Below are 16,287 nucleotides of genomic sequence, written 5' to 3'. Positions count from 1 at the left end.
CGCTCACCCTCTCTCTGCTCGATTGGTCTGCTGTCGGGAACGCCGTCGTCGGTGCTGGTCTTCCACCGCAACGCAGGCCCGATCGGCCAGTGTACGGCCGCGGTGACGTGCTGGAGCGGCCCCCTCGCAGGGCCCCACCGCGAGCCTGCGAGCGGTGGGGGGCGAGGGGGTCCTTAATCCTTCTCGCCGGCGCCCAGCGTCGTCTTCTGTACCTGCATGAGGAACTCGATGTTGTTGCGCGTCTTGCGCATCCGGTCCAGCAGCAACTCGATGGCCTGCTGCGGCTCCAGAGCCGACAGCACCCGGCGCAGCTTGATCACGATGGCCAGCTCGTCGGGCGCCAGGAGGATCTCCTCCTTGCGGGTGCCCGACGCGTTGACGTCGACGGCGGGGAAGACCCGCTTGTCCGCGAGCCGCCGGTCGAGCTTGATCTCGGCGTTCCCGGTGCCCTTGAACTCCTCGAAGATGACCGTGTCCATGGTGGACCCGGTCTCCACCAGCGCCGAGGCGATGATGGTCAGCGAGCCGCCGTTCTCGATGTTGCGGGCGGCGCCGAGGAAGCGCTTCGGCGGGTACAGCGCGGTCGAGTCGACGCCACCGGAGAGGATCCGGCCGCTGGCCGGGGCGGCCAGGTTGTAGGCGCGGCCCAGCCGGGTGATCGAGTCGAGCAGGACGACGACGTCGTGGCCCATCTCGACCAGCCGCTTGGCCCGCTCGATGGACAGCTCGGCGACCGTGGTGTGGTCCGACGGCGGCCGGTCGAAGGTCGAGGCGATGACCTCGCCCTTCACCGAGCGCTGCATGTCGGTGACCTCTTCGGGCCGCTCGTCGACGAGAACGACCATCAGGTGGCACTCGGGGTTGTTGGTGGTTATCGCGTTGGCGATCGCCTGCAGCACCATCGTCTTGCCCGCCTTGGGCGGGCTGACGATCAGGGCGCGCTGGCCCTTGCCGATCGGCATGACCAGGTCCATCAGCCGGGTGGTCAGCTGGTTGGGCTCGGTCTCCAGCCGCAGCCGCTCCTGCGGGTAGAGCGGGGTCAGCTTGGTGAACTCGGGGCGGTTGCGGGCCTGCTCGGGGTCCAGGCCGTTCACGGAGTCCAGCCGGACCAGGGCGTTGTACTTGTCCTTGCGCTCGCCCTCGCGCGGCTGGCGGACGGCGCCGGTGATGGCGTCGCCGCGGCGCAGGCCGTAGCGGCGCACCTGGGACAGCGAGACGTAGACGTCGTTCGGCCCGGTCAGGTAGCCGGAGGTGCGGACGAAGGCGTAGCTGTCGAGCACGTCGAGGATGCCGGCGACCGGCAGCAGGACGTCGTCCTCGCTGACCGTCGGCTCGGTGGGCTCGAAGCGCTCGCGGCCGCCGGGGGCGTTGCCGCCGCGGCGGTTGCGGTCCCGGTAGCGCCGGCCGCGGCGCCGGCCGCTGCCCTCGAAGTCGTCGTCGTCCTCGTCGGGACGCCCGCCGTCGCGGTCGTTGCGGCCGGTGTCGGCGCGCCCGTTGTCCTCGCCCCGGCCGTTGGCGCGGCCGTTGCCGTTGTCCCGGCCGTTGCCGTCGTCGCCGCGGCCGTCGGCCCGGCCGTCGGCCCGACCGTTGGCCCGGCCGTTGTCGTTGCCGTTGCGGCCGCCGTCCCGGTTCCGCTCGGGGCGGTCCTCGCGGTTGCCCCGCTCGTTGCGGTTGCGGCCGCGCTCGGGACGCTCGGCCGACTCGGGATCGCCGCCGCGGTTGCGTCCGCCGCGCTCCTCGCCGCTGCCGGTGTCCGGACGCCGGTCCTCGCGGGTGGTGTCCTCGCGGCTGCCGACCTCACGGGTGGTGGTCTCGCGGGTGTCGGCGCGGTCCTCGGAGGCGGCGGCGCGCTCGCCGCGGTCCCGGTTGCCCCGGGTGCGCGGAGGCCGGCCGCCGTCGGTGCGGCCCTCGGCCGGGACGGACTCGGCGGGCGTGTCCCCCGTCGGGGTGGGGTCGGTGGTCGTCCCCGCCGCCGGTGCGGCGGTCGCGGCGTCGGCGGCCGGGGCGGCGGCGTCGCCCGCGGGGGCGCCGGCCGGACGGCTGGCGGTGCGGCGGCGACGCCCGCCGGTCTCGGCGGCGGGGGCGGCGGTGGGGGCCGCGGGTGCGTCGGGGGCGTTGCCGTTCAGCCGGGCGCCGTCGGTGGGCGCGTCGGTGCCGGCGGACGGGGTGGTGACCGGCGCGGCGTTGCCGCCGCCGCTCACCGGCGCCTCGGGCGGGGCGCTGGAGGTGGCGGGACCGCGGTCGCGCGCCGGGTCGGTGCGCGGGGCGGGCACCGACGTGGTGGGGGCGGCCGGAGCGCCGGCGGGGGCGCCGGACGCGCCGCCCACCTGCCGCTCGGAGATGGCCGCGACCAGGTCGCTCTTGCGCATGCGCGCGGTGCCGGGGATGCCGAGTTCGCCGGCCAGGCGCTGCAGCTCGGGCAGCAGCATCCCGGCCAGGCCGCTGCCACGGCGCCGGGAGCGGGCGGCTCCGGCGTCGGCAGCTCCCTCGTTCGACGGGGTCGCGTCGCTCGCGGCGTCGACGAGGTCGGTGGTGTCGCTCACGTACAGGTCCTTCCCTGCGGTGACCTGCGCCTACCGGCGCAGGGGGTGACCCGCCCCCGGACGACGCGGCCCACGGTCAGAGCTGCGGTCGCCGTCGGAGGCGCGGGTCTGTGGATGCGGGGCGAGGCTGAGCGGCGACGGATCGCACGGCTGCAACGCCCCGTGAGGCACGCCCGGAGGCGGCTACGACGTCAGCCTAAGCACAGGCCGACAGTGCCCACAACACCGTCTGCCACCGGTGTGTTCCGGGCGACTAGAAAGATACCGCATCGTGATCGTCGGTGCCCGGGCGCACCGTCGCGCCGGTGTGGTCGACCTGCAGCGGGAGGCACTCCCACCCCGGTGGGGTGCGGTCGGCCAGCGCCCGGACGGCGGCGACGGAGGCCGGGTCGCCGAGGTGCTCGTCCGCGGCCAGCGGGGCGAGCACGAGCACGGTGGGGCCGGCGCCGGACACCACCGCGGCGTGGCCGTCGGCACGCAGCGCCCCGAGCAGCGCGGCGCTCTCCGGCATGGCCGCGGCCCGCTGGTCCTGGTGCAGCCGGTCCTCGGTGCCCTCGAACAGCAGCGCCGGGTCGCGGGTCAGCGCGTGCACCAGCAGCGCGGACCGGCCGGCCGCGTGCGCGGCGTCGGCGTGCGGGACGACGTCGGGCAGCAGTCCGCGGGCCACGTGCGTGGACAGCGTGCTGCCGGGGACGAAGAGCACCGGGGCGATCCGGGGGTCGACCGCCAGCCTGGCGGCGCGGGCCCCGTCGGTCGCTCTCCAGGACAGCGTCGCGCCGCCGAGCAGGCAGGCCGCCACGTTGTCCGGGTGGCCCTCCAGCGCCGAGCACAGCCGCAGCACGGCCGGGTCGTCCACGCTGGGGACGTCCGGGCAGAGCGCCCAGGCGGCGAGCACGCCGGCGGTGACGGCGGCCGCGGAGGACCCCAGCCCGCGCCCCTGCGGGATGCCGTTGCGGGCGGACAGGTGCAGCCCGGGCGGGCTCCAGCCCAGCTCGGCGCACGCGGCCCGGAAGGCCTGCACCACCAGGTGCGTCTCGTCGGTGGGCAGCTCCTCGGCCCCCGAGCCCTCGACCTGCACGGTCAGGCCGCCGTTGGTCACCCGGACGTCGAGCACGTCCCAGCAGGACAGCGCCAGGCCGGCGCAGTCGAAGCCGGGACCGAGGTTCGCACTGGTGGCGGGGACGCGGACGCGCACCCCCGGTCCCGGTCGGGTCACGTCGACGACAGGCCCAGCTGGGCGGCCGCCGCGGCCGCGTCGACCGGGATGGTCACCGGGGCCGGCGCTCCGGAGATGGCCCAGTCGGGGTCCTTGAGCCCGTTGCCCGTGACCGTGCAGACCACCCGTTGGCCCGGCTCCAGCTCCCCGGCGGCCGCCACCTGCAGCAGGCCGGCCACCGAGGCCGCCGAGGCGGGCTCGACGAACACCGCCTCGGTGCGGGCCAGCAGCCGGTAGGCGGCCAGGATCGCCCGGTCGGTGACCGCGTCGATCCGCCCGCCGGAGGCGTCCCGCGCCTCCAGCGCCTTGGTCCACGACGCCGGGTTGCCGATCCGGATGGCGGTGGCGATGGTGCTCGGCGACTCCACCACCTGCCCGGTCACGATCGGCGCGGCGCCGGCGGCCTGGAAGCCCCACATCCGCGGGGTCCGGGTGGCCGGTCCGTCGGCGGCGTACTCGCGGTAGCCCTGCCAGTAGGCGGTGATGTTGCCGGCGTTGCCGACCGGCAGGCAGTGCACGTCCGGCGCGTCACCGAGGACGTCGACGATCTCGAACGACGCCGTCTTCTGGCCCTCGATGCGGTACTGGTTGACGCTGTTGACCAGGCTGACCGGGTAGTCGAGCGCCAGCTTGCTGGCCAGGGCCAGGCAGTCGTCGAAGTTGCCCTCGACCTGCAGCAGCTTCGCCCCGTGGACCAGCGCCTGGGCCAGCTTGCCGGTGGCGATCTTGCCCTGCGGGACCAGGACGGCGCAGACCAGCCCGGCGCGCGCGGCGTAGGCCGCCGCGCTGGCGCTGGTGTTGCCGGTGGACGCGCAGATCACCGCCTGCGCGCCCTCCTCCACGGCCTTGGTGATCGCCATGGTCATCCCGCGGTCCTTGAAGGACCCGGTCGGGTTGGCCCCCTCGACCTTCAGCCACACCTGGCAGCTGGTGCGCCGGGACAGCTCGACGGCCTCCACCAGCGGCGTGGCGCCCTCCTGCAGGGTCACCACCGGGGTCGACGGGCTCACCGGGAGCCGGTGCCGGTAGGCCTCGATCAGCCCAGGCCAGAACGGCGACACCGCGCCGCGCAGGGCCGCGGGCGCGCCGGGGGTCGTTCCCTGGATCCCGGTCATCAGGACAGTCCCTCCACACGGAGCACGCTGGTGACACCACGGACGGCGGACATGCCGCGGAGCCGTTCGACCGTCGTCGCGAGCGCGGCGTCGGGAGCCCGGTGGGTGACGATGACGAGGGAGGCCGCGTCGCCGTGGCCGTCCTGCCGGACGGTGGCGATGCTGACCCCCTGGGCGGCGAACTCCTGGGCCACGGTGGCCAGCACGCCGGGCTTGTCGGCCACGTCCAGGCTGACGTGGTAGCGGGTCGGCGTGTCGGCCATCGGCCGGGTGGGCAGCGCCGCGTAGCCGGTGGCGTTGGGCCCGGCCACCCCGGACACCCGGTTGCGGGCCACGGCGACCAGGTCACCGAGCACGGCGCTCGCGGTCGGTTCCCCGCCGGCGCCCTGCCCGTAGAACATCAGCTGCCCGGCGGCCTCGGCCTCGACGAAGACGGCGTTGAACGCGCCGTTCACCGAGGCCAGGGGGTGCGTGGTCGGGATCATCGCCGGGTGCACGCGGACGGCGATGGAGTCCCCCGCGCCTCCGGGACCCACCCGCTCGCAGATCGCCAGCAGCTTGACCGTGCAGCCGATCTCGGCCGCCCGGGCCACGTCGGTCGCCGACACCGCCGAGATGCCCTCGCGGTACACGTCCGCGGCCGTGACCTGGGAGTGGAAGGCCAGCGACGCCAGGATCGCGGCCTTGGCCGCGGCGTCGAAACCGTCCACGTCGGCGGTGGGGTCGGCCTCGGCGTACCCCGCCTCCGTCGCCTCGGCCAGCGCCTCGCCGAACCCGGCGCCGCTCGCGGCCATCGAGGACAGGATGTAGTTCGTCGTGCCGTTGACGATCCCGACCACCCGGCGCAGCTGGTCACCGGCCAGCGACTCGCGCAGCGGGCGGAGCAGCGGGATGGCGCCGGCGACGGCGGCCTCGTAGTAGAGGTCCACCCCGGCCTCGGCCGCGGCGGCGTGCAGGGCGACGCCGTCGTCGGCCAGCAGCGCCTTGTTGGCGCTCACCACCGACTTGCCGGCGGCCATGGCGGCCAGCAGGAGGCTGCGGGCCGGCTCGATCCCGCCGATCACCTCGACCACCAGGTCGACGTCGGGCCGGGTCACCAGGGCGTGCGCGTCGGTGGTGAGCAGGTCGGCGGGCACCTCGGGATGCCGGTCGGGACGGCGGACGGCGACCCCGGCGACCTCCACCGGGCGGCCGATCCGCGCGGCCAGGTCGGCGGACTGCTCGGACAACAGCCGCAGCACGGCGCTGCCGACCGTGCCGCAGCCCAGCAGCGCGACCTTCAGCGAGTCGCTCACGACCGGGCCCCCACGGCGTGCTCGGGCGCCGGCTGGGAGGGCGCGGTCGTCGGGGCGGGCACGTCGGCGAGGACGGCGTCGAGGGCCAACACGTCCGACAGTGTCTGTCGCCGCACCAGCTCGGTGGCGACGCCGTCCCGCACCGCGACCACCGGCGGCTTGAGCAGGTAGTTGTAGTTGCTCGCCATCGACCAGCAGTAGGCGCCGGTGGCGGCCACCGCCAGCAGGTCGCCGGCCTGCACGTCCGAGGGCAGCCACAGGTCGCGGACCAGCACGTCGCCGCTCTCGCAGTGCTTGCCCACCACCCGGCACAGCGCCGGCGCGGCGTCGGAGTCCCGGTTGGCCAGCACGCAGGTGTAGGAGGCGTCGTACAGCGCCGTCCGGATGTTGTCGCTCATCCCGCCGTCGACCGACACGTAGTTGCGCACCAGCGGGGTGCCGGGTGCGCCGCTGGCCCCCACCCGCACCGGCTTGATGGTGCCGATCTCGTACAGCGTGACGGTGCCCGGGCCGGCGACGGCACGGCCGGGCTCGACGGCCAGCCGCGGCACCGGCAGCCCGAGGGCGGCGCACTCGGCCGCGACGACGGTCCGCAGCCGGGTGGCGACGTCCTCGGGGGTCACCGGGTCGTCCTCGGCGAGGTAGGCGATGCCGAAGCCGCCGCCGAGGTTCAGCTCGCCCAGCAGCTCACCCGTGGCCTGGTGCACCTGGCCGAGCAGCCCGACCACCCGGTGGGCGGCCGCCTCGAAGCCGGCGGTGTCGAAGATCTGCGAGCCGATGTGGCTGTGCAGGCCGGAGAGCTGCAGCGCCGGCTCCCGGATCACCCGCACCGCGGCGGTCAGCGCGTCGCCGGTGGCCAGCGAGAAGCCGAACTTCTGGTCCTCGTGGGCGGTGGCGATGAACTCGTGGGTGTGCGCCTCGATGCCGACCGTGGAGCGGATGAGCACCGGCACCGGGCGACCGCCCCCGGCGACCCGCGCCGCGGCCAGCGGCACCAGCCGGTCGATCTCGTCGAAGGAGTCCAGCACCACGTGGCCGATGCCGGCGTCGACGGCCAGCTGCAGCTCGACGAGGGACTTGTTGTTGCCGTGCAGGGCGATCCGCTCGGCGGGGAAGCCGGCGGCCAGCGCCAGGGCCATCTCGTTGCCGCTGCAGGCGTCCAGGTGCAGACCGTCCTCGGCGATCCATCGGGCGACCTGCCCGCAGAGGAAGGCCTTGGACGCGTAGTGCACGTCGGCGTCGGCGAAGGCGCGGGCGAAGTCCGCGGCCCGGCCGCGGAAGTCCGACTCGTCCAGCACGAACAGCGGCGTGCCGTGCTCGCGGACGAGCTCGGTCACCGGGCGGCCGCCCAGCTGCAGCTCGCCGTCCACCCGGCGCGCCGAGCGCGGCCAGACCCGCGGCTCCAGCGCGCCGAGGTCGGCGGGAGCGGGTCCGGCCGCCGCGGGCGGGGCGATGCTGCCGTGCAGCGGCCCCGCGGGGTGCGCCCTCACATCCGCTCCGGTGCGTGAACGCCGAGCACGGCCAGGCCGTTGCGCAGCACCGTGGCCGTGGCCGCGCACAGCCAGAGCCGGGCGGTGGTCACCGCGGTGGCCTCCTCGTCGCCGCGCGGCAGCACCCGGCAGGAGTCGTAGAAGCGGTGGTAGGTGCCGGCCAGCTCCTCCAGGTAGCGGGCCACCCGGTGCGGGGCGCGCAGCTCGGCGGCGCCGGAGAGCACCCGCGGGAACTCCGCGATCGCCCGCAGCAGGTCGCTCTCCCGCGGGTGGCCGAGCTCGGTCACCTGCACGTCGCCGCCCTCGCCCAGCCGCAGACCCAGGTCCGCGGCCCCCCGCAGCAGCGAGGAGATCCGGGCGTGGGCGTACTGGACGTAGAAGACCGGGTTGTCGTTGGTCTGCCGGCTCCACAGGTCCAGGTCCAGGTCGATCTGCTGGTCGATCGAGGCCCGGGCCAGGGCGTACCGGGCGGCGTCGGCGCCGATCGCGTCGGTCAGGTCGCCCAGGTTCACCACGTTGCCGGCCCGCTTGCTCATCCGGACCGGCTCGCCGCCCTTGACCAGGTTGACCAGCTGGCCGATCAGGATCTCCAGGTGGCTGTCCGGGTCGTCGCCGAACGCGGCCACCAGCGCCTTGTACCGGCCTACGTAGCCGGTGTGGTCGGCGCCCAGCATGATCAGCACCCGGTCGAAGCCGCGTTCCCGCTTGTCCAGGTAGTAGGCGCAGTCGGCGGCGAAGTAGGTCGGCTCGCCGTCGCCCTTGACCAGCACCCGGTCCTTGTCGTCGGCGAAGGTCGTCGTCCGCAGCCACACCGCGCCGTCGGCCTCGTACACGTGGCCCTGCTCGCGCAGCCGGGCGACCGCCTTCTCCAGCGCGCCGGTCTCGTGCAGGGTCCGCTCGCTGAAGTAGACGTCGAAGACGACGCCGAAGTCGGCGAGCGAGGTGCGGATCTCCACCCACATGAGCTCGACGCCGCGGCTGCGGAACACGGCCAGCTGCTCGTCGTCGGAGCGGTCCAGCACGCCCGGCTCTGCGGACACCACCTGCGCGGCGATGTCGTCGACGTAGGCGCCGGCGTACCCGTCCTCCGGCACCGGCCGGCCGGCCGCGGCGGCCTGCAGGCTGCGGGCGAACCGGTCGATCTGCGCACCGGCGTCGTTGAAGTAGTACTCCCGGGTGACCGCGGCGCCGCTGCTCTCCAGCAGCCGCCCCAGGGCGTCGCCGACCGCGGCCCACCGGACACCGCCGATGTGCACCGGGCCGGTGGGGTTGGCCGACACGAACTCCAGGTTCAGCCGCTGCCCGGCCAGCACCTCGGTGCGCCCGTAGCCCTCCCCCGCGGTCACCGCCTCGACCGCGATCGCCCCGAGGACGCCGGAGGCGAAGGTCACGTTGAGGAAGCCGGGGCCGGCCACGTCGACGGTGGCGATGCCCGGGTGGGCGCGCAGCTGCTCGGCGAGGACCTCGGCGACCTCGCGCGGCGGCCGGCCGGCGCCTTTGGCCAGCCGGAGGGCCACGTTGGTGGCGTAGTCGCCGTGCTCGGGGTTCCGGGGGCGTTCGACGACGACGTCGTCGGGGACCTCGACCGCGAGCGTCCCGTGCTCCACGGCCGCGGCTACGGCGGACCGGACGACGTCGCGCAGCTGCTCGGGTGTCACCGCACGAGCGTACTGACGGCGCCGGTCCGGCCCGGGCTCGGTGCCAGGGAGGGCACAGATCAGCGACCTACACTCCCGTGCTGTCCCCCGGCTCCCTGCCGGAGCGGCAGGCAGACGGTCGGTGGCGCGCGCGCCCGGCAACGAGGAGTGGCAGTGGCCAAGGACCCCAAGCCCGAGAACGGCCGCCCGTCCGGCGGCGCGTCCCGCGGAGGGGCCAGTCCCGCCGGCCGGGGTGGCGGGGCACGCGGCGGCGGCCAGGGCGGCGGCCGCACCCGGCCGCCGGTCGACGTGGTCAACCCGCCGAAGCCCTGGGGGCTGATCGCCGGGGCGATCGCGATCGCCGTCTTCGCCGTCGCCGCCATCGGGTACGCCGTGGTCCGCGTCAACGCCGAGAACGCCGACCGCATCACCTCCGCCGACCAGCTCGAGGGCCTGCAGACCTTCAAGTACGCCCCCGGCCAGGAGCACGTCGCCACGCCGGTCACCTACGAGCAGACCCCGCCCGTCGGCGGGCCGCACGACCCGGAGTGGGCCGACTGCACCGGTACCGTCTACGACGCCGACATCCGGCACGAGAACGCGGTGCACAGCATGGAGCACGGTGCGACCTGGATCACCTACGACCCCGCCCGGGTGGCCGGCGACGACCTCGCCACGCTGGAGGACCTGGTCGACGGCACCTCCGGGCTGATGCTCTCGCCGTACGAGGGCCAGGCGTCCGTGGTCAGCCTGCAGTCGTGGAACCACCAGCTCTCGGTCGACTCGGTCACCGACCCGCGGGTCGAGCAGTACGCCGACTTCATGACCTTCAACGACGAGTTCTACCCCGAGGTCGGGGCCAGCTGCGAGAACCCGACCTTCATCAGCGACCCCCTCGTGACCGGTGACGAGAGCCGGGCCGCCGCCGGCTCCACCGACGTCCCGACCGACGCCCCGACCACCCCGACCCCCGAGGCCGGGAGCACCACCCCCGCGCCGTGACCGGCCCCCGGTTGCGGGCGGCCCTGCTCGCGGTGATCGCCGTCGGCCTGGTGCTGGCCGGCGGCGGGCTGGCCGTCGCCCTGGGCATCGGCCGCACCGCCCCGCCGGCCGGGGACTCGGTCGAGGCGGGCTTCGCCCGGGACATGGGCCGGCACCACCTGCAGGCGGTCGAGATGGCCAACCTGGCGCTCGCCCGCACCGAGGACGCCGAGGTCGCGCAGCTGGCCTTCGACATCTCCAGCACCCAGACCAACCAGGCCGGCCGGATGCAGGGCTGGCTGTCGCTGTGGGGGCTGCCCCGCACCGGCGGCGAGGTCATGGCCTGGATGTCCGTCTCGGCGGACCACACGGCGGACCACGCGGCGGACCACGCGGCGGACCACGCGGAGCACGGCGGGGCCGACGGCGCGCTGATGCCCGGCATGGCCACCGAGGCGGAGCTCGCCGAGCTGCGCGGCCTGTCCGGCACCGCGTTCGACGTGCGGTTCCTCCAGCTGATGACCCGGCACCACCAGGGTGGGCTGGAGATGGCCGAGTACGGCCGCGACCACGCCGACGTGCCCGCCGTCCGGCGGCTGGCGGAGTCGATCGCCGAGACCCAGGCGGCGGAGACGACGACCATGGAGGCCATGCTGCGGGCGCGCGGTGGCGCCCCCCTGCCCGCCCCCTAGGACCCGGCCCTCCTGCAGGGGCCCGCCGCGAGCTCGCGAGCGGTGGGGGGCAGGAGGGTCCTTGCCCATTTGAGCACCCGGAGCGCGCGGAGGGTGTTCCAGCGGCTCGGCTCCCCGTCGGCCCCCTCCAGCGGGAAGTGCACGCGACCGGGGTGGGTGTCCTGCAGCGGCCAGCGGCCGTCCTCGCCGCGGGCCTGCTCGAGCAGGCCGACGGCCTCGGCGCACCGGCCATCGGGCTCGGCACCCGAGTCGCGCAGGTGGTCCAGCCCCCGCAGCACGTCGAAGTACCAGCGGGGCGGGAACGAGGACAGCGCGAAGGACGGGTCGATCACCGCACCCGTCGACGCCCGCCGCAGCAGTCCCCGCTCGAGCAGGTACTCCTGGCCCCGCAGCCGCGCGGCCCGCGCCTCCGGCGCGCCGCCGACGGCGCGCTCGTGCTCCAGCAGGCCCTCCAGCACGGCGATCGTCGTGTGGAACGACGACCGGGTGGAGCCGTGCTCCGCCCGGCAGTTCCACCCGCCGTCCTCGAGCTGCTCCCCCAGCAGCCGGTCGGCGATGCCCTGCACGTCCTGGCCGAAGTACGCGCCGACGGCCACGGCCATGCCGTTGATGCACGGCTCGACCTCGCCGGCGAAGAACGGCTGGCCCGCGTGCTCCCAGCGGCTGTGCGCGGCGACCAGCGCCACCGCGCGCCGCGCCGGCCCACCGGCCGGGTCCAGGCCGAACTGGCGGAGCAGGGCCAGGGTGTGCGCGGTCGCCGTCCAGGGCTGGCCCGGCTCCTCGGCCGCGGCCGGGTCGCCGGGGAAGTAGGTGCCGCCGTCCCACTGCCCGTCCGGTCCCTGCAGGGCCAGCAGCCGGGCGCCCCATCCCTCGGTCGCCACCCGTGCCCGCTCGGCGGCGACGACGTCGGCGGGAGCCCCGCACAGGTCGCGCAGCACCTGCCAGCGGATGGCCGGGTCGGCGTCCAGCAGCCAGGCGGTCGGCGGCGTCACCGCGCCACCGTAGGGACGACGGCACCGTCGCACCAGGGGGCCGCGACCCAGCTCCGGGGAGCCCGTCCCGGACTGGTAGCGTCTCCTCCCGGCGCCGCGAGAGCGGTACGCCAGCGGAACGAGCCCCCGTAGCTCAGGGGATAGAGCACTGCCCTCCGGAGGCAGGGGCGCAGGTTCGAATCCTGCCGGGGGCACCACGGCCCCAGCTCGCACCGCGCCTCCCCGCCCGCCCAGGACCCCGTCCCGGGCGGGCGGAGTCGTCTGCGGCCGGCTCAGCCCTCCTGCACCTGGCCGCCGGCGACGACCAGCCGGCGGGTCGTGTGCACCGCCTCGAGCATCCGGCGGTCGTGGGTGACCAGCAGCAGCGTCCCCGCGTAATCGGCCAGCGCCTGCTCCAGCTGCTCGATCGCGGGCAGGTCCAGGTGGTTGGTCGGCTCGTCGAGCACCAGCACGTTCACCCCGCGGGCCTGCAGCAGCGCCAGCGCCGCACGGGTCCGCTCCCCCGGCGACAGCGTCGCGACCGGCCGGACGACGTGGTCCGCGCGCAGCCCGAACTTCGCCAGGAGGGTGCGCACGTCGGCGTCGGGCAGGTCGGGCACCGCGGCGCCGAACGCCTCGGCCAGCGGCTCCTCGCCCAGGAACAGCCCCCGGACCTGGTCCACCTCCCCCAGCCGGACGCCGGACCCCAGGGACGCTGTGCCCTCGGCCAGGGTCTCCCGGCCGAGCAGCGCCGCCAGGAGCGTGGTCTTGCCCGCGCCGTTCGCGCCGGTGATCGCCAGCCGGTCGCCCCAGTCCACCTGCAGGTCGACCGGGCCCAGCCGGAAGTCGCCGTGCCGCACCACCGCGCCGCGCAGCGTGGCCACCACCGCACCGGCGCGCGGGGCCGCCGCGATCGCCATCTGCAGCTGCCACTCCTTGCGGGGCTCCTCGACCACCTCCAGCCGCTCGATCCGCCGCTCGGTCTGCCGGGCCTTGGCCGCCTGCTTCTCCGACGAGGCCCGGTCGCGCGCCTTGATGTGCTTGTCGCCGTCCTTCTGCTTCTTGATCGAGTCCCGCACGCCCTTGGCCATCCAGTTGCGCTGCATCCGCGCCCGGCCCTCCAGGCCGGCCTTCGTGTCGGCGTACTCCTCGAACTCCTCGCGGGCGTGCCGCCGGGCCACCTCCCGCTCCACCAGGTAGGCCTCGTAGCCGCCGTCGTGCACCCGGACCAGCTGCTGGGCCAGGTCCAGCTCGACCACCCGGGTGACCGTGCGGGCCAGGAACTCGCGGTCGTGGCTGACCAGCACCACCCCGGTCCGCAGCCCGGTGACGAAGCGCTCGAGCTGGTCCAGGCCGGCCAGGTCCAGGTCGTTGGTCGGCTCGTCGAGCAGCAGCACGTCGTAGCGGGACAGCAGCAGGGAGGCCAGCCCCACCCGGGCGGCCTGCCCGCCGGACAGGCCGGTCATCGGCGCGGTGGGCGCGACGCCGGGCGCGACGTCGGCGAGCACCTCCTCGGCCCGCTCGGCGAGGTCCGCGCCGCCCAGGGCCAGCCACCGTTCGAGGGCGTCGCCGTAGGCGTCGTCGGACCCCGGCGCGCCCGCGGTCAGCGCCCCGGTGGCCTCGTCGAGGGCGCGCTGGGCGTCGGTGACGCCGGTGCGCCGGGCCAGCGCCTCGAGCACGGTCTCCCCGGGACGCCGGTCGGGCTCCTGGGGCAGGTAGCCGACGGTCGCCGTCGGCGGGCTGAGCGACACCGCGCCGGCCTCGGGCGGCAGCAGGCCGGCCAGCGTCCGCAGCAGCGTGGACTTCCCTGCGCCGTTGACGCCGACCAGCCCGACCACGTCCCCGGGGGCGACGACGAGGTCGAGGTCGGCGAACAGGGGCCGGACGCCGTGGCCGGCGGCCAGCCCACGGGCGAGGAGGGTGGCGGACACCCGCCCATGGTGCCGACCTGTCCGGGCGGCTCAGGACGCGGGTGGCGGGTCCGGCGGCTCGTCCTCGGGCCGGTCGAGGACGTCGTCGGCGATCTCGTCGAGCAGGTCCTCGAACGCGTGCACCGCGGCGACCTCCTGCTCGGCCGGCACGGCGCGGCGGACCAGCCACGGCTGCAGGTCCTCGTACCCGCGCACCGAGACCCGGTTCAGCGGGCGCACCCGGTAGGCGCGCAACCCGCGCAGGTGACGGGCCAGTGCCTCGTCCACCAGCACCGTCGAGGGCCGGCCGATCGAGGTGAGCCGGCTGGCCAGGTTCACCACGGGCGAGTAGACGTCGCCCAGCCGGGTCAGCACCCGGCCGTAGGCGGCACCGACCCGCAGCGGCGGCCGGTCCGGCGCGTTCCACTCCTGCGGCAGCCGCAGGCCGATCTCCACCGCGTCCACCGGGACGACGCTGGTGAACAGCACGCCGTCCCCGACGGTCTTCACCACCCGGCCGTGGTGCCGTGCGATGACGTCGGCGGCCAGCCCCTCGAAGTCCTCCACCATCGCGCCGAGCTCCCGCCCGCCCATGCCGCGGCTGCGGGTGGTGTAGCCGACCAGGTCGGCGAAGCCGACGGTCAGGTCCCGGCGGTCCACCTGCCCGCGGTGGCCGAGCATCAGCCGGCCGGCGTTGGCGACCAGGTGCCGCCGCCACACGTAGTCCTGCAGGTCGCGCATCAGCGGCAGCAGCCGCTCGGCGGCGGACACGACGCCGGTCAGCCCGGCGGCGTCCTCGCCCGCGGCCGCGGCGTCGGACAGCGCGGCGGCGAGCATGTCGGTCTGCCAGTCGGCCAGCCGGGACAGCGACTGGCCCATCGCCCGGGCGATCGAGGCCTCGGTCTCGGCGTCGACGAAGCCGGACTCGATGAGCACCCGCAGCCGGTCGAGGGCCGCCACGTCGGCATCGGTGAAGGCCGGGGCGTCGTCGGGCAGGTCGGCGAAGCCGAGCGCACGCCACAACCGCTGGGTCCGCTCCGGCGGCAGTCCGGCGAGCCGGGCGACGTCCAGCCGGGTGTAGCGGCGCGGGCCGCCCAGCAGCAGCTCCTCCAGCAGCTCGTCCGGGGAGCGCTCGGAGCCCGGCGCGCCGCTCCGCGGGACGTCGGGAGGACCGTAGGCCAGCGGTCAGTCCGTCGTCGGTACGACGCGGACCGCACCCGTGCGACAAGCGCTCACGGCCGGGAACCTACCCAACCGGGCGGCTCCGGTGTGGGCGGGGTCACGCGCGCCCGGGAGCACGCAGGTCGACCCAGTGGGGGCGGTGCGCTGGAGGCGGTGACGGCCACGTCCCGGGGGCCGGAGCTGCTCACCGCGTGGCATGGCGGGCTGCTGCTGCTGCGTTACGGTCTGGTGGCCGCCGTCCTCGGCACCTTCCTGGCCGTGCGCCGGGACGTCGTCCGACCGCGGAGGCAGTGCACGCCACCGCTCCGGTACGTCCACGAGGGAGCCAGCCATGACCGTCCGCATGACCGCGCAGCGGCTGAGCCGGCTGATCGCCGACGGGGACGCCGCGGCCGTCCGCAGTGCGGTCGACGCCCAGCCCGGGCTGCTGGCCGCCCCGGTGGAACGGGACGGCGTGGGCGGCTGGACGCCGCTGCACGTGGCCGTCGCCACCACCTCCACCGAGGTCGTCGCCGAGCTGGTGGCCGCCGGCGCCGACGTGACCGCCCGCACCGAGGACGGCCGCACGCCGCTGCACGTGGCCCTGCAGCACTCCCCCGACCTCGTCGCCCAGCTCCGCTCCCTGGGCGCCCCGGTGGACGCGGCCAGCGCCGCCTACCTGGGTGACACCGAGCGGCTGGCCGGCGAGCTGGACGCCGGGGCCCGGCTGCACGACCCGGCCACCGACGTCGACCTGCTGACCCTGGCCGCGTCGGGAGGGTCGGTCGCCACGGTGGAGCTGCTGCTGGCCCGGGGAGCCGACCCCGACGCCGGCGCGCTGCACGCCGCGGCCGCCACCGGCCGCCCCGACGTGGTCGAGTGCCTGCTGGCGGCCGGCGCGGCCGTCGACCGGCGGGACCCCGGCACCGGCCGGACGCCGCTGCACGCCGCCGTCTCCGCCGGTCCCGACCACGGGGACGCCGCCACCGTCGTCGGCCTGCTGCTCAACGCCGGCGCAGACGTCAACGCCACCACCAACGACGGGGCCAGCGCGCTCGACATCGCCCGGGTGGCCGCGGCCCGGCAGCGCGCCGAGGCGGCCGGGCGGGCCGGCGGGCACGACGCGCTGACCGACGCGCTGGTCGCCGCCGGCGCCACCAACTGACCCCCTGCCCCTCGTGAGCCGGGACACATGGCAGCCCCCCACGTCGGAACGGTCCATGTGAACGGCGAGTGTCTAGACTCGGTTCCCGGTCCAACGACGTCCACAGACGAA

12 protein-coding genes and 1 tRNA gene are annotated in these 16,287 nt (G+C 75.7%); 4 read left to right on the top strand and 9 right to left on the bottom strand.

Features of this window, described 5'->3' with window-relative positions:
• Positions 1-173 precede the first annotated feature (173 nt).
• From rho to argS, 6 genes are all read right to left on the bottom strand, one after another.
• Positions 174-2,543: a transcription termination factor Rho gene (gene rho / locus ACWIX6_RS05445; RefSeq protein ID WP_448615826.1), complete on the bottom strand. Its 2,370-nt coding sequence runs from the start codon at positions 2,541-2,543 to the stop codon at positions 174-176.
• Positions 2,544-2,796: 253 nt separating this feature from the next.
• Positions 2,797-3,738, bottom strand: a complete 942-nt coding sequence (gene thrB / locus ACWIX6_RS05440) for a homoserine kinase (protein WP_448615825.1) — start codon at positions 3,736-3,738, stop codon at positions 2,797-2,799.
• A gap of 17 nt (positions 3,739-3,755) precedes the next feature.
• Positions 3,756-4,874, bottom strand: coding sequence for a threonine synthase (gene thrC / locus ACWIX6_RS05435; RefSeq protein ID WP_448615824.1), 1,119 nt, complete (start codon positions 4,872-4,874; stop codon positions 3,756-3,758).
• Entirely contained in the window at positions 4,874-6,169 is a 1,296-nt protein-coding gene (locus ACWIX6_RS05430) for a homoserine dehydrogenase (RefSeq protein WP_448615823.1), read from the bottom strand. The genes thrC and ACWIX6_RS05430 overlap by 1 nt, the downstream gene beginning before the upstream one ends.
• On the bottom strand, positions 6,166-7,659 hold the full coding sequence (lysA, locus tag ACWIX6_RS05425; protein WP_448615822.1) for a diaminopimelate decarboxylase: 1,494 nt from the start codon (positions 7,657-7,659) through the stop codon (positions 6,166-6,168). The genes ACWIX6_RS05430 and lysA overlap by 4 nt, the downstream gene beginning before the upstream one ends.
• Positions 7,656-9,317, bottom strand: a complete 1,662-nt coding sequence (argS, locus tag ACWIX6_RS05420) for an arginine--tRNA ligase (RefSeq protein WP_448615821.1) — start codon at positions 9,315-9,317, stop codon at positions 7,656-7,658. The genes lysA and argS overlap by 4 nt, the downstream gene beginning before the upstream one ends.
• 153 nt (positions 9,318-9,470) lie before the next feature.
• Here argS and ACWIX6_RS05415 point away from each other — a divergent pair, with 153 nt between their 5' ends.
• The gene (locus ACWIX6_RS05415) at positions 9,471-10,298 is read left to right on the top strand and encodes a DUF3105 domain-containing protein (RefSeq protein WP_448615820.1); all 828 of its coding nucleotides are present in this window, start codon (positions 9,471-9,473) and stop codon (positions 10,296-10,298) included.
• Entirely contained in the window at positions 10,295-10,969 is a 675-nt protein-coding gene (locus ACWIX6_RS05410; protein WP_448615819.1) for a DUF305 domain-containing protein, read from the top strand. The genes ACWIX6_RS05415 and ACWIX6_RS05410 overlap by 4 nt, the downstream gene beginning before the upstream one ends.
• Here the strand turns inward: ACWIX6_RS05410 and ACWIX6_RS05405 are convergent.
• Positions 10,966-11,961 carry a hypothetical protein gene (locus ACWIX6_RS05405; protein WP_448615818.1) on the bottom strand — a complete coding sequence of 332 codons (996 nt, stop codon included), beginning with the start codon at positions 11,959-11,961 and terminating at the stop codon, positions 10,966-10,968. The genes ACWIX6_RS05410 and ACWIX6_RS05405 overlap by 4 nt on opposite strands.
• A gap of 122 nt (positions 11,962-12,083) precedes the next feature.
• On the opposite strand from ACWIX6_RS05405, the gene ACWIX6_RS05400 reads away from it, so the two are divergent.
• Positions 12,084-12,158 (top strand) — tRNA-Arg (locus ACWIX6_RS05400).
• Positions 12,159-12,233: 75 nt separating this feature from the next.
• Here the strand turns inward: ACWIX6_RS05400 and ACWIX6_RS05395 are convergent.
• Together ACWIX6_RS05395 and ACWIX6_RS05390 are read right to left on the bottom strand one after the other, a co-directional pair.
• Positions 12,234-13,871: an ABC-F family ATP-binding cassette domain-containing protein gene (locus ACWIX6_RS05395; RefSeq protein WP_448615817.1), complete on the bottom strand. Its 1,638-nt coding sequence runs from the start codon at positions 13,869-13,871 to the stop codon at positions 12,234-12,236.
• Between the two features lie 30 nt (positions 13,872-13,901).
• Positions 13,902-14,948 carry an adenylate/guanylate cyclase domain-containing protein gene (locus tag ACWIX6_RS05390; protein ID WP_448616976.1) on the bottom strand — a complete coding sequence of 349 codons (1,047 nt, stop codon included), beginning with the start codon at positions 14,946-14,948 and terminating at the stop codon, positions 13,902-13,904.
• A 415-nt stretch (positions 14,949-15,363) separates the two neighbouring features.
• On the opposite strand from ACWIX6_RS05390, the gene ACWIX6_RS05385 reads away from it, so the two are divergent.
• Complete coding sequence (locus ACWIX6_RS05385) at positions 15,364-16,176, top strand: ankyrin repeat domain-containing protein (RefSeq protein WP_448615816.1); 813 nt, start codon at positions 15,364-15,366, stop codon at positions 16,174-16,176.
• The last annotated feature ends 111 nt before the right edge of the window (positions 16,177-16,287 follow it).

This window comes from Modestobacter sp. URMC 112 (assembly GCF_053502575.1).
This window is presented reverse-complemented; position numbering and strand designations above follow the sequence as displayed.